This is a genomic window from Hoylesella timonensis 4401737 = DSM 22865 = JCM 15640 (genome assembly GCF_000455445.1).
Lineage (GTDB): Bacteria > Bacteroidota > Bacteroidia > Bacteroidales > Bacteroidaceae > Prevotella > Prevotella timonensis.
Genome location: NZ_HG417090.1, coordinates 428462 through 443621 on the forward strand (window position 1 = coordinate 428462; position 15160 = coordinate 443621).

9 protein-coding genes are annotated in these 15160 nt (G+C 41.5%); 3 read left to right on the forward strand and 6 right to left on the reverse strand.

Annotation, left to right across the window (positions count from 1 at the left end):
• Window positions 1-4: 4 nt before the first annotated feature.
• The gene (locus BN35_RS01820) at window positions 5-2023 is read right to left on the reverse strand and encodes a transketolase family protein (RefSeq protein ID WP_025071715.1); all 2019 of its coding nucleotides are present in this window, start codon (window positions 2021-2023) and stop codon (window positions 5-7) included.
• 328 nt (window positions 2024-2351) lie between these two features.
• On the opposite strand from BN35_RS01820, the gene BN35_RS01825 reads away from it, so the two are divergent.
• The 3 genes from BN35_RS01825 to BN35_RS01835 all read left to right on the forward strand — a co-directional run bounded on the left by BN35_RS01825 (window position 2352) and on the right by BN35_RS01835 (window position 8583).
• A complete protein-coding gene (locus tag BN35_RS01825; RefSeq protein WP_028900882.1) occupies window positions 2352-3416 on the forward strand; it encodes a mannose-1-phosphate guanylyltransferase in 1065 nt (354 codons plus the stop codon).
• Between the two features lie 1291 nt (window positions 3417-4707).
• Entirely contained in the window at window positions 4708-7326 is a 2619-nt protein-coding gene (gene gyrA / locus BN35_RS01830; RefSeq protein WP_028900881.1) for a DNA gyrase subunit A, read from the forward strand.
• 30 nt (window positions 7327-7356) lie between these two features.
• Window positions 7357-8583, forward strand: coding sequence for a tetratricopeptide repeat protein (locus BN35_RS01835; protein WP_025071714.1), 1227 nt, complete (start codon window positions 7357-7359; stop codon window positions 8581-8583).
• Between the two features lie 278 nt (window positions 8584-8861).
• Here the strand turns inward: BN35_RS01835 and BN35_RS01840 are convergent, their stop codons facing one another.
• From BN35_RS01840 to BN35_RS01860, 5 genes are all read right to left on the reverse strand, one after another.
• On the reverse strand, window positions 8862-10856 hold the full coding sequence (locus BN35_RS01840) for a YgiQ family radical SAM protein (protein ID WP_036893224.1): 1995 nt from the start codon (window positions 10854-10856) through the stop codon (window positions 8862-8864).
• A gap of 206 nt (window positions 10857-11062) precedes the next feature.
• Complete coding sequence (locus BN35_RS01845; RefSeq protein WP_025071713.1) at window positions 11063-11428, reverse strand: hypothetical protein; 366 nt, start codon at window positions 11426-11428, stop codon at window positions 11063-11065.
• Window positions 11429-11525: 97 nt separating this feature from the next.
• The gene (locus BN35_RS01850; RefSeq protein WP_025071712.1) at window positions 11526-14126 is read right to left on the reverse strand and encodes a golvesin C-terminal-like domain-containing protein; all 2601 of its coding nucleotides are present in this window, start codon (window positions 14124-14126) and stop codon (window positions 11526-11528) included.
• Complete coding sequence (locus BN35_RS01855; protein ID WP_025071711.1) at window positions 14123-14683, reverse strand: 1-acyl-sn-glycerol-3-phosphate acyltransferase; 561 nt, start codon at window positions 14681-14683, stop codon at window positions 14123-14125. The genes BN35_RS01850 and BN35_RS01855 overlap by 4 nt, the downstream gene beginning before the upstream one ends.
• 15 nt (window positions 14684-14698) lie before the next feature.
• On the reverse strand, window positions 14699-14971 hold the full coding sequence (locus BN35_RS01860) for a hypothetical protein (protein WP_008121759.1): 273 nt from the start codon (window positions 14969-14971) through the stop codon (window positions 14699-14701).
• Window positions 14972-15160: the final 189 nt, after the last annotated feature.

Here is a 15160-nt window from a genome sequence, read left to right on the forward strand (position 1 = left end):
CAACTTACTTTGCTAAAAAATCCTTCACTTGTTTGTAAACGTTTTCTGCCGTAAAGCCTAACTTCTCATCCAATACCTTATAAGGTGCAGAGTAGCCAAAGCTTTCCAGTCCAAAGACCTTACCGTTGGCTCCTACCAGACCTTCCAAAGTAACGGGAAGTCCTGCTGTCAAGCCAAATATCTTGGCATTCTTGGGCAAAATTTCATTTTGATATTCGCAGCTTTGTCGACGGAAAAGCCCCTCAGAAGGCACACTTACAATTCGAACCTTCACACCCTCTTTTCTCAAGAGTTGTGCTCCAGCCACCAAAGTAGATACCTCTGAGCCACTGGCTAACAAGATAACATCGAACTTTTCATCGCTACCTGCCACGATATATGCGCCCTTCCTTGCCTCTTGGTAGGGTGTTCCTTCGGGTAAGTTTTCGATGTTTTGACGTGAGAAGATAAGTGCTGTTGGGGTTTCCATGTTCTCCATAGCCATTTGCCAACATACTGTAGTCTCTTCAACATCAGCAGGTCGGAACACACGGACAGCATCTTTCCCACTGTGGTTTTTGAGTTTTTCCATTAACCTTATTTGGGCTTCTTGTTCAACGGGTTCATGTGTAGGACCGTCTTCGCCCACACGGAACGCATCATGACTCCAAATAAATTTGATAGGAACTTCCATCAACGCCGCCATACGAATGGCAGGCTTCATATAGTCAGAAAAGACGAAGAACGTACCACACGCAGGAATTACTCCTCCATGTAGATACATACCGATGCACATACAAGCCATGGTCAGCTCACTGACACCTGCTTGGAAGAATGCACCACTGAAGTCACCTTTCACCATGCTTTGTGTTTTCTTCAAAAAACCGTCGGTTTTATCCGAATTTGACAGGTCAGCGGACGAACAAACCATGTTCGGCACTTGTTCAGCCAAAAGGCTTAGGCATGCAGATGAGGCGTTGCGGGTGGCTGCACCAGCTTTCTGAGTAAGGTTACTCCAGTCTACTTTCGGTGCATTTCCCGAGAACCACTCCTTCATTTGGGTGGCTTTTTCTGGGTGTTGAGCCTTCCATTGGTCTTCTGCAGCATGGCGTTGCGCAACAATTTTACGCAGTTCTTCTGCACGATTGTCATACAATGCTTGCACATCTCCGGCAATGGCAAAGGGGTGATGGATGTCACCACCTAAGTTTTCAATCGTGTTTTTGTAAGCATCTCCGCCTAAAGGTGCGCCATGTGTCTTGACATTGCGCTCATAACTACTACCGTCGGCTTGTAATGCCCCTTTTCCCATAATGGTATTACCGATGATGAGCGTAGGACGTTCTTTCTCTTGAAGCGCCTTATCCAATGCCTGACGAATTTCAGCTACATCGTTGCCGTCGATAGTGATGACGTTCCAGCCCCATGACTCATATTTCATCGCTGTGTTTTCTGCAGTTACGGCATTGCATTCTGTGGACAGCTGGATGTCATTAGAGTCATAGAACATTATCAGATTGTTAAGACCTAAAGCTCCTGCTAAGCGTCCTGTGCCTTGTGATATTTCTTCTTGAATACCCCCATCGGATATGTAAGCATAAATTTTATGCTGCATCATGACCGAGCCTAACTTTGTTTCTAAGAACTTTTCAGCAACGGCAGCACCTGCAGCAAATGTGTGTCCCTGTCCAAGTGGACCCGAAGTGTTCTCTATCCCTCTTGTCACATCCCGCTCCGGATGACCAGTTGTAGGCGAACCCCACTGTCTGAAATTCTTGAGATCATCAATAGAAAACTTGCCTTGGAGTGCCAAAGTCGCATAAAGCATGGGAGACATGTGTCCAGGATCTAAATAGAAACGATCGCGCCCTGCCCACGTGGCATCATCTGGGTCGTATATTAAATACTCCGAAAACAAAACATTGATAAAGTCGGCACCGCCCATGGCACCACCGGGATGACCAGAGTTTGCCTTTTCTACCATAGACACAGCAAGCGTTCGTATATTGTCAGCCGCACGTGTCATTAACTGAATGTCGTTCATATGATTGATGTTATGATGTTGATGTTCTTGTAAATAGTACTTAGTGGTTATGTGAAGGAACGGCAAGGATACGAATGATGCTTACCGTTCTTTTTGCAAAGATAGCATTTTGTGCTGACATAGGCAACGAATGCGATGCGTTTTTATCCATAATTTTCGGTATGGAATGTTTCTACCACCTATCTTATATTCGTTCCTCGCACCTTGATAAGAGTGGTGCATCATCTACATCTCAAAGGATTGACATTAAAATAATTTTTAAGCGATGTTCCTTTTTATGATTTATATTGCTTATATTTGCAATGAAATAACTTTGATGAATGACAATATGAATCAATCACACAACCATTTAGTAATTATGGCAGGCGGTGTAGGGAGTCGCTTTTGGCCGATGAGTACAGCGGAAAAGCCCAAGCAGTTCATTGATGTGTTAGGCGTTGGCAAGTCGCTCTTGCAACTTACCTTAGAGCGTTTCAAGGATATTTGCCCATTGGATCACGTCTGGATTGTCACTAACAAGAAATATGTGCATACCGTTCAAGAACAACTTCCCATGGTTCCAGCTCAAAATATCTTGCAAGAACCGATGCGTCGCAACACTGCGCCTTGTATTGCCTATGTGAGTTGGCGAATCAAAGCCATTGATCCAAGTGCTAATATCGTGGTTGCGCCGAGTGATCATATTGTAACGGATATTTTTGAGTTTCAACGTATTATTAAGTCTACGTTAAAGTTTGCCAGCGAAACGGATGCGATCATTACCTTAGGGATGAAACCTCACTATCCTGAGACAGGCTACGGATATATTCAAGCCGACTTGTCAACGAGTTCCTTGCGGAACAAGGAGATTTTCAGGGTGGATAAGTTTCGTGAAAAACCCGATTTGCAAACCGCCCAAACGTATATTCAGCAGAACAATTATTTTTGGAATGCGGGAATTTTTATCTGGAATGTGAAGACCATTATCAATGCCTTTCGAGTTTATGTTCCAGCCATTGCCAATATCTTTGAAAGCATGATGAACGTGTACGGTACTGCGAAGGAGCAAGAAGTGATAGACGCTCGTTATGGCGAATGTGAGAATATCTCTATCGACTACGCCATTATGGAGAAGGCAGAAGAGATATTCGTCTGTCCTGCGAACTTTGGTTGGAGCGACTTAGGTACATGGAGCTCGCTGTTGGCTCATACCAATAAGGATTTGTATGGCAATGGTATCATTGGTCAAAATATTTTCTTATACGAAACCAACCGTTGCATCGTGCACGCTACACAATCTAAAAAGGTGGTCATCCAAGGACTTAACGATTACATCGTTGTTGAAAAAGATGGCGTCTTGCTGATTTGCAAGTTAAGTGAAGAGCAGCGAATCAAACAATTCTCAGAAGAATAAGCGCAACAAAGGCAAGAGAGGGTAGAGGCGAGTGTGTTACCTCGCAGTACCAAAAGCATAAAATTCAAAGAGCTTTTGGCGAATTTTTATGGGTGCAAAGTTATGAATTTTTTTAACAAAGGCACTTCCAAAACTTCCATATTTGTAAGCGAATGACTATTTGGTCAGAAATATTCAAGTTTTGAAGCATGTTCTATAAGTCTCTGACTAATAGTGACTTGTTTTTAGTTAGAGGTGAAAAAGCGCATCAAGTAGGGGTTTGAAGCATTGATATAGCCTTGAAAAGTGGCCCTTTTTCGTCTATTTTGGCTCTTCATCCAGCCATTTTAGGCTGTTATCTCATGATAATAGTGGTGCTATTCACATGGGTTAGTGGTACAATTCCATTATGATAAGCTTGTTGTTGTCATGACTTAAGCAAATAATGCGTTTAGAAAGCGGATTTTTGGCTTTGATATTTTTCTATTTTGCAACTGCTGAAGTGTTAAAAAACAGTACTTTTATTTTACATTTCCGCCCATTTTTCTATCCCTGTTTGTTCGTCATTCAAACGCCCTCGTTTTTGTTTTAGAAATTGTGTGAATGGAGTTGTTGACAATGGAAACAGAAAATCATAAAAGTTAGGAAAATAAAAAAAGGCAACGGTCTTCACAGACGATCGCCTCTAATCTTCAATAGGTATTAGTCCTTTAAGGTAAAAAGATTGTTTTCAGGATAACAGTTGCAAAGTTAGCGTTTTTTTTAATTCCTCCAAATGTTTTTCCATGTTTTTTTTACAATATAAAATTGTGTACCCACACAGCGAGAATTATCGGTTATTTTTTCCAAAAATCTTTATTTTCTTGTCATGTATCAAGAGAAGTGAAGTCTGAAGTCATGGCAGTTCACACTTTTTTGAACTGTCCGTTTTTTGGTTTTGGATAGCTTTCATCAATGGAACTTCATTCTGACCTTCAAACACCGTTATCCTTATATATTATAATAGGTGTATAGACGAAATGACGGTTTTTGAGAATTGTTGTTAGATGGTGGCTTCCACATCCTGATGTCGTAATAATGCTTAAATTAGTGATTTTTTTTGCTTCTAAGCGATTTTATTCAAAAAAAAATCGTACTTTAGCACATGATTACAACGCCACAAAACGCCGCTAAGCGAATAAAAATGCCCTTGTAGGCAATTTCGTGGTAAAAAATAACGTTAGAAAATAAGAAAGTACACGATAGAAGTGCTGCGATTGTCACAATAGTTAGCTTCTACATTATGGATATAATAAAACTTTAGTATTAGAGAATGGACGAAAATCAAACAGTCGATCACGACAGGATTATTAAGATTAACATAGAGGAAGAGATGAAATCTTCCTACATAGATTATTCGATGTCTGTCATTGTAGCACGTGCCTTGCCAGATGTTCGGGACGGATTTAAGCCCGTACATCGCCGTATATTATACGGAATGTTAGGCATCGGCAACACCAGTGACAAGCCCTATAAGAAATGTGCGCGCGTAGTGGGTGAGGTACTGGGTAAGTATCACCCCCACGGAGACAGTTCGGTGTACGGTGCTTTAGTGCGTTTGGCGCAAGATTGGAACATGCGTTACACACTTGTAGACGGTCAAGGAAACTTTGGTAGTGTTGACGGAGACTCCGCAGCTGCCATGCGTTATACAGAATGTCGATTGGCAAAGATGGGCGAGCATATCATGGATGACTTGGACAAAGACACCGTGGATATGGCTAACAACTTTGATGATACGTTGGTGGAACCAACTGTAATGCCTACAAAGATACCTAACCTGCTGGTAAACGGTGGTAACGGTATTGCTGTGGGTATGGCTACGAACATGCCAACGCATAACCTGCGTGAGGTAATAGATGGTTGTTGCGCTTATATCGACAACCCTGACATCGAATTGGAGGAGTTGATGCAATATATCCAAGCACCCGACTTTCCTACAGGAGGTTATATCTATGGATTACAGGGTGTAAAGGATGCGTACGAAACAGGACGTGGGCGCATCATACTTCGTGCCAAAGCAGAGATAGAAAGTGATGAGAGTCATGACAAAATTGTCATTACCGAAATACCTTATGGCGTCAATAAGCAACAGCTGATTGAGTACATCGCTAACTTGGTAAAAGAAGGCAAGCTTGATGGCATCGCCAATGCAAATGACGAATCGGGACGCCAAGGTATGCGTATCGTGGTTGATGTCAAGCGTGATGCCAATGCCAACGTGATTTTGAACAAGCTCTTCAAGATGACAGCCTTGCAAAGTTCGTTCTCGGTGAATAACATCGCTTTGGTGAATGGACGTCCGCGCTTGCTAAGTCTGAAAGAGTGTGTGAAGTATTTTGTGGAGCATCGTCATGATGTAACCATTCGTCGAACCAAATTCGAACTGAAGAAAGCACAAGACAGAGCACACATCCTCAAAGGTCTGATTATTGCTTGCGACAACATTGACGAAGTAGTACACATCATTCGTGGCAGTAAGACTCCAGCCGAGGCACAAACCAATTTGGAGAAACGCTTTGACTTGGATGAGTTGCAGAGCAAGGCTATTGTTGATATGCGCTTGTCGCAGTTAACAGGATTACGTTTGGAACAGTTGCATGCAGAGTTCGAGGAGTTGGAGAAACTCATTGCTTACTTGGAAAACATCTTATCCGATCCTGAACTATGTAAAAAGGTAATGAAGGACGAACTCAATGAGGTGAAAGAAAAGTATGGTGATGATCGTCGTACAAAAATCATTCCCGATGAGCATGAGTTCAATGCCGAAGACTTCTATCCCAATGACCCTGTTGTGATAACGGTGAGCCACTTGGGGTATATCAAGCGAACACCACTGTCCGACTTCCGTGAGCAGGCTCGTGGTGGTGTAGGGTCAAAGGGCGCTACTCATCGCAATGCCGACTTTACAGAGTTTATCTACCCAGCCACGATGCATCAAACCATGTTGTTCTTCACTAAGAAAGGACGTTGCTACTGGTTGAAGTGTTATAACATCCCTGAAGGAACAAAGGACTCGAAGGGTCGTGCTATTCAAAATTTATTGAATATAGAAAGCGACGATGCTATCAATGCCATCTTGCGATTACGTGGGTTGGATGACGAAGAGTTCATCAATTCGCACTACGTAGTGTTCGCCACAAAGAATGGAACTGTGAAGAAAACTTGCTTGGAAGCTTACTCACGTCCACGTACCAACGGTGTGATTGCTATCAATATTGCCGAGGGCGATGAAGTGGTAGATGTTCGGTTGACCAACGGTGAGAACGAACTGATTATGGCAAATCGTAATGGTAGGGCTGTAAGATTTGATGAGCGAACCATTCGTGTCATGGGAAGAACAGCCACCGGTGTACGCGGTATGCGTCTTGACGATGGCGACGATGCAGTGATTGGCATGATTGTTGTAGATGATCCTATTAACGAGACTGTGATGGTGGTCAGCGAAAATGGATACGGTAAACGTACTTTAGTAGAAGATTATCGCAAGACCAATCGTGGTGGTAAGGGTGTGAAGACCTTGAGCATCACTGACAAGACTGGACGTTTGGTAGCTATAAAGAATGTAACCGATGACAACGATTTGATGATTATCAACAAAAGTGGTATCACCATTCGCTTGTCTGTTGCAGAATGTAGAGTGATGGGTAGAGCAACACAGGGGGTTCGCTTAATCAATCTCTCTAAGAAAAATGACATCATTGCAAGTGTGTGTCGCACGATGAGTTCGGAATTAGAGGCTTCTTTTGAAGAAGATAACCGTTCAGAGTGGGATAAAACACAAGATGAAGAAAATGAATCGAGACCGTCAGAGCTTGCTGAAGACCAGGAAGACCATGCGCCTTTAGTGGATTTTGATGATATCGAAGACGAAAATGATAGTGATAGTTAAATTAAAAATAAATTTTAAAAATGTAAGAATATGAAAAAATTAATGTTCTTAGCAGCCATGGCTTTAGGAGTTTCAACGGCATTTGCCGCAGATAGTGACGCATTGAAAGCCATCCTGTCCGCAAAAACATTTGTTGAGGCAGAAAGTTTGATTAAATCAAATTTATCTCAATTGACAAGTAATGAAGAGAAAGCAAAGGCTTACAACAAGTTGGTAGACCTTGCAATGGAAAAAGTAAACAAAGAGCAAGAAATCATTGAGAAGAACATGCTCGCAGAACAACTGAAGAAAGGGGAGTCACAACCTTATGATACAGTTGGTTACTATGATGCAGTGCACGCTGCCATTACAGCTGGTGTCGAAGCGGATAAGTACGACATGATGCCAAATGCGAAAGGAAAAGTGAAACCTAAGTTTCATAGAAACAATCAGACGCGTTTATTTAACCTCCGTCCACAATTGATCAATGGGGGACAAGAGGCAAGTAAGAAGAATGATAATCAGAGTGCAATGAAAAACTTTGGTTTGTATGTAAGTTCGTCTGAAGCCGATTTATTTAAGGATGTAGCCAACAAACCTGCTTACGACCAATATTTAGGAGAAGTAGCTCGTGTGGCTGCCGTTTATGCTTATCAGAATAAAAAAGTAGATTTGGCACATCAATATGTGGATGTAGCTCTCAAGGATACGGCGCAGGACACGCATAAAGAGGCTTTGAACCTGAAATCGTACTTGATTACGCAAGGTTTGACTTCTAATGCCGACTCGCTGAAGGCAATTGAAAGTCTGAAACAGCTCTATGTACAAGAAAATGGTAGTGACCAAGTTTTCGGTTCTTTGAGTGCCATGTACAGTAATATGAACAAGAAAGATGAACTGAATCAGCTCATCTCTGAGAAGCTTCAGAAAGATCCTAATAACTTTATGGCATTGGCAATGAAAGCACAGTCAGCCATGAATGCAGGTCAATGGGATGAGGCGATTGCTGGTTATAAAAAGGCAATTGCTATCAATGAGAAGGATGCGCTCGTACTCACCTATTTAGGTTTCTGTATCAACTCAAAAGCGCAGGCACTTAACACGTCACAAGAGCAAAAGAGTTTGTACACAGAATCAATGGGATATTTAGAGAAAGCACGTGACTTAGACCCAAATAAAGAACGTGCCAACTGGAGTTATCCGTTATATCAGTGCTACTACACGCTTTACGGAGCTGACGATAGCCGAACAAAAGAAATGGAAAAGATGGTGAAGTAAGTTCAATCTTTTTCATCAAAGAATAACAGGAGGTATATGCAAAGATATATCTCCTGTTTTTTTGGTTATCAAAACATGTGCTGCATTTGCTTCGGTATCAGCTCATGTCATGCGCAATTTCAATGAAAGAGCCGTGAGGATTGGGGCATAAAAGAGTCGGTGAACTTATTCTGAACCGCCCTTAAATGGCTTGTTATTCATTGGTATCGAGGGCAAGAATCCTTAGTAGTGTCGTTGGCGTTTTTATCTTTATGCTGTTAGTGCTATCCTCCTATACTTTATGGATGCCCTTTCTTCGGGTTAGGGCGACGCTTTTGGTTGCTTTTAGTGCGGTACTTTTTGTTTTGTTCTTCAGTAAAATTTGGGTTATATGAAGCTTTCCCCTTCTTTTTACGATTCGATGAGTGCTGCTGTTTCTCTTTCCCTTTTCGATCATGGAATTTAGGTGTATCACCCAATAACCCTTGGATGAGTTCTTGTTTGCCCATTTTTCGCAGCTCACGCTCAATATTCTGCCTTTCTTCGGGTTTATACCAAAAGAAGAATTGCCGTTGAGCAAGTTTATCTTTTGGCGATTTTGCACTGAAAACAGGTTCTAAGGTATAGGGATCATATCCCGTGTACCACGTTTCTGTACTCACCGTCATGGGCGTAGGTGTGAAGTCTTGTACTTGCTCCAGTTGAAAGTTGAGCTTCTTTGTCTTCACAGCAAGGTCTGCCATGTCTGCTGCATGACAACCGGGGTGACTACTAATGAAATAAGGAATCAACTGTTGGTTTAGATTTTCTTCTTGATTGATTTTGTCAAAAAGCTGTTTGAATTGCTCAAATTGTTTGAATGAAGGCTTGCGCATCAATTGCAGAACATGGTCGGACGTATGTTCCGGTGCCACTTTCAATCGTCCACTGACGTGGTTTCTTATCAGTTCTCTTGTGTATCGCTGTGCAGCTTCGTTCGTTTTTGCATCCTTACTCGTGTGTAAGAGAAGATCGTAACGAACGCCACTGCTGACAAAACTCTTTTTAATGCCTGGTAATGCGTCTACAGCATGATAGATTTCAAGAAGTTTGCTATGGTCTGTATTCAAATTCGGGCATATCTGTGGGTGAATGCAGGAGGGACGTTTACAGTGTTCACAAGCTTTATGATTTTTCCCTCTCATGCCATACATGTTGGCTGAAGGACCGCCCAAATCCGAAAGATAACCCTTAAAGTCGGGCATATCAATCACCTTTTTGACCTCTGATAGAATACTTTCTTTCGAACGACATGCCACAAATTTTCCTTGATGAGCAGAAATAGTACAGAAAGCACAACCTCCAAAACAGCCTTGGTGAATGTTCACAGAGAACTTAATCATTTCATAAGCTGGGATTCTTTTACCTTTATACTTAAGATGGGGTACACGTGTGTACGGCAAATCGTAATAAGCATCAATCTCGTTCGTGGTGAGCGTTGGATAAGGAGGATTGACTACAGCATATTGGTGACCTACCTTTTGAATGAGTCTTTGTGCATGTATCTTATTCGACTCTTCTTCAATATGCTTAAAGTTTTCTGCTTGAGCCCTTTTGTTTTGTACGCATTCTTCGTGACTATTCAGGAGAATGTCGTCTTCCCCAATACCTCCTTCTATGTCATCCTTTTGGGCTAAATAAACTGTTTGCGGTATGTCGTGGATGTGCTGTATCTGCTCGCCAGCCGAAAGTCGCTCACATAATGTAAGAACAGACTTGGCTCCCATGCCGTATAAAATCATGTCAGCACCTGCGTCGCACAGGATGCACTTCTGAAGTTTGTCTTGCCAATAGTCATAGTGGGTGAGTCTACGCATGGAGGCTTCTATTCCTCCCAACACAACGGGTATGTCAGGGTATAGCTGCTTTAATATTTTGGTGTAAACAATGGTGGGATATTCTGGTCGGCAATCATGACGACCGTCAGGGCTATAAGCGTCTTCATGGCGAAGTCTTTTATTAGCTGTGTACTTATTCACCATGGAATCCATGCATCCCGGAGAGATGCCAAAGAATAATTTTGGCTTTCCTAACTTCTTAAAGTCACGATAGTCTCCGTGCCAGTCGGGTTGCGGAACAATGGCAACACGATAACCTGCAGCTTCTAACATGCGCCCAATGACTGCTACCCCAAACGAGGGATGATCGACGTATGCGTCACCCGAAAAGAGAATGACATCTAATTGATCCCATCCTCTTAATTGACATTCCTTTTTAGTGGTAGGGAGGAAGTCTGTAAGTTGATAATTCTTCAACGAATATTGCTTTTAATTATTTTTGTCGAACACAGTGAAACGAATGGCATCTCTAACGATGAAGAACTCCTTTACAAGTGTAGAGTTGACCTTATTCACGTGTAATCAGTGAAAAAAGAAAGTTCAGAAGCGAATATGAATGGTACTCCCAAGAACAGTAGGGCTTAGGTTCTGTACCGTTCATTTGTGATTGTCTCTTCTATATTTCACTGGCTCTCACCTCTCATCAATGTTAAACGGTTTTCTTTCTTCTCTTCATTCACAGCGTCGTTCTGCTCTTGTTGATTGGTCCAGTCAATATATAACAAAACCAATTGGTGAAGTCCAAAGGCTTTCATGTTTGGATGATAAATCACGTCTAAACACAAATCGAGCAGACTTTTATCCAAGTTGGCTTCCGATTCTAAAAGAGAGCGCACATTTAGTTTCAGCTTGTCAAGTACCTCTTCGTCAATAAAACCAGTACTGTCTACAAGATTACGAAACAGAGAATATTTCATAATGGTGGCTAATTGCTCATCTGTAATCTCCATTGATCGTGTACCCGATGGATTCGTTTGGATTTTGTACATGATGTTGTGATCCATAAAATTTAAATTTCCCATAAACGATATTGTATTAAAAGGTATATATTATTTTGAATGTGCACACAGACTGATGCTCGAAATATCAATCAAGAAGGTATTTGAGAATACCATTCATGACTTGTTTTTTGCTATTTTGGTCTATAATACACTCAAAAGGAAATCCCATAGTGAAACATCTATAGTGTTGATCTTTATAAGCTACGGCAGCACTGGTGCCGTTACCGTACTGCATTACGCAGTCGGCACCCGGTTCGGGCGATAGAACTTCTGGATCTTGGGCTGCATAATGGTCTTCATTTGGCGTATGATAAAAATTCATTTGAAGTCCTAAACCTTGCACAACATTATTTTGTTGCCTCTCTAAAGTTGGGGTATATGAAACTTTCAAAACCTTACTTAGAAAGGCTTTCTCAGTGTCTAAGAACATATCAGAGCCAATATATGAACCGCTGACTAACAGTGCTCCTCCATGTTCGGCATAAGTTTGTAGCATTTGCTGCAATCGAGGCGTAAACGTTTTATAAAACTTCAACGCATGAGGGTCATACTTCTGCAAACCTAAAATGAAATCAATACACGGATATTTCCCTAATTTTACCTTATTTGCCAGAACCGCATCCATGGAACAACTCACAACATTGTATTGCTTGGTATCAGCGATTGCTTCGGTATGGTCACGAACATAGTCAAAGGTGTTGCCCATGATAAAGTTACCAGCCAATTCATTTCCGCCAAATCCTAAACCGCTCTCGGTGAGCGAACCCATGGTCGATTTGGTGAAAACAGTTTGACATCCCGCCCATCCAGCAGTCTTTCCATAAGAGACACCGATGTCTTGGTTGAGATCAAAGCCTTGAGAGAATGCATCATCTATCACCTTGGGAGCAGACAAACGATTAAATCCATTCACCACCAAGATAGTATGTTTCGCCGTAGGAGAGTAGTATGCCGATAGAATTTCTGTGGCAAAACTTTCTCCACCTTTGTTACAAGCGGTGATTTTGAAATGATAGGGAACGTTTGGTTCCAGTTCGATAGCGTAGGAAGTGGTCTTGATATTTTTACCATTATCAAACCCACTGGTGCCTGTTGACACATATACGTTGTATGATTTAGGAAAGGCAGTTGGTTCCTTGAGGTCTGATTGAGGCTCCCATGATAGCTTTACCCGATTCTTACCGGTAAATCGAATGTTGAAATTTTGTGGAGGAAGTGGCTGAACAACATAACTCTTCCCGTGCTGGTTGTTGATATATCTTAAGATGGTCTTGTAGATAGAACGAGCAAAAGCAAACTTGAAATTCGGATCCTGTCCCAACTTCATGTCAGGAAAGTTTTGGTGTGACATGGTTTCCAAAATGGCTGAAGGCATTTCTGGCAATCGTGTTTCCGAATAATTCCGATCCCATAGATATCTTTTCGTCCAACTTTGTCGACTCGTACTGAGGTCGTTGATAGCATTATTAAGAAGGTCTTCTGCGAAATCTTTGCTGGTCATTCTTGAAATACCAGCGTTTAAGCGTCCACCGTTATAGTTTGTTGTACAGATGGCTAATGAGCCTATTAACGATTTACCATCAAACGAATAGCCCGCATCACTATGAACAGCTAACGCAAGTTCTATGGGAACGTTAAGTCCTGATAGGGTAGGAACGTAACAACTGCCACCTGCTAGCCAGTTGGTCATTTTAGATCGCACGTTGACATCATCGCCATAATCGTTTTCGCCCCCATTACCACTATAGATACTATATGGCATACCTGCCCATTGAGCATAATATCGTGCTCCTTCTAATGCCCGAGGCATACCACTAACTGTTCCACCTCGTTGAATATTTCCCATACCTCCACCAAAGCGAACTGCATCCGTAGTAACCACACGATGTTTCTTTCGTGACTGATTGGTGATGACTACACGGTTATAAGGATTGTCACCAGCATCGAAATCGAATGTTCCTAAGTAGACCCATGTGCCTCCTCCCATTTGTTGATTTACCGAGAAAGAGGTTTCTTGTCCCTTATGATACACAATATATTGTGCATCATCGACACTTTTCTCTACTGTTTGATAACTCACATACACGGCATATTTCCAAGCTTGAGGTAGATTTGGCTGATATGAAACAAGACTTGGGTTCTTTCGTTTGGTTGATGCTGCCATCCTACACGTTCCTTGTTGAAACGGATTTTCACCATCGCTGTAGATTGATTTGCGATTTGCAAAGCCCTTTTGTGGTGCTTTCTCCCAATTTCCATTAACGTTGATTTCCAGATAAGATGTGCCAGGTCGTTCGTCATCGTTATCCACAATCACTTCATTTTTTTGCCAATCTCTCTCCCGTGGGGTAAATACGTTGGCACCAGCATTTTCTAACATAGGAATCAGGTAAGGCACTACAATTGTTTGTGTAAACAAGTCTTCGGTTGTTCCAAATAAATTTGGACGTTGCCATTTCCACTTTTGTTTCTGTTGGTCATAATAATAGCCATGACTTGCCCATAGGGAAATATGTCTGTCTTGTAGTCCTTTGCTAATCTTGTTATCCTTCGAAAGGTTCGTTACCCATGCCCTTCCATGGTGTTCGATGTCACCCCAAGCTCGTGTATGTGCACTGTTAGATTGCGCAGCAAGTGTTATCGAGGCACTCATGCAAAGTATTAAATGAATGAATCGTAATGTCATGCTGAGAGATCTCCCGTTGAAAATTTCTCTGGATGCTTACCCTTAAGACCGACGAAATATTGTTTGATTTCTTTCATTTCACGTTCTATATCACCTGTAGGCATCAACATCTTTGTGCATTGTATTTTCTTTTGTTCAAAGTCTACACCATATAAGAGGATAGGGATGTTCGCCTTGAGGGCAATATAGTAAAAGCCTAATTTCCATTCGGTGTTTAATGACCGCGTTCCTTCTGGTGTGATACACAGTTGGAACGTATCACGTTTGTTGGCTATTGCAGCTAATTGGTCTGTCAAACTGGTATGTTTGGATCGCCACACAGGTATTCCCCCCATCTTTTTGAAGATGATTTTGAGGGGTCCTACAAACAATTCTTTCTTCATCAAAAAGTTTGATTTCATCCCTTCTGCATGCATATAGAGCTGTCCTATCACAAAGTCCCAGTTGCTTGTGTGTGGGGCTAAGCAAATAATATATTTTTTCGGATGCTCTACAGTAACTACTTTCTTCCAGCCCATGACATGATACAACAACCAGCCACATAGTTTGTTCAGCATAGAAATAATGTTCAATTAATAAATGTTAGCAATCTGATCGACAATTTCTGCAACAGATTTGTCAAATTCTTTCGCCAAGTTTTGATAATATTTCTTTTGCTCCATGCCTGGTTCTGGATGAGATACACGTCGTATGAACTGATTGTGTACCATCAAAATGGACTTCAATAGTGCATCCACATCGTCTTTGGCAGGTTTGCCACTATATAGGGATGCCGCAATACACTCTGCGAACAAATCACTACAAGTATAATTAATCGTTCGCTTTAAATCTCGTTTGTTAGCCATATCTTGATAACTTTATAGTTTGTTGCTGATGTTTTCAAAGTTCAAAGATAAAAAAATAATCCGTAACTCCAACGACTTGATCTTAAAATAACATGTTTTATCATTTAATTTTTTCTATATCTCAAAGAAAAAGAGTAAATTTGCATTCAGTAAAAAGATTTACAATACGTATTATTCATACATAACAAA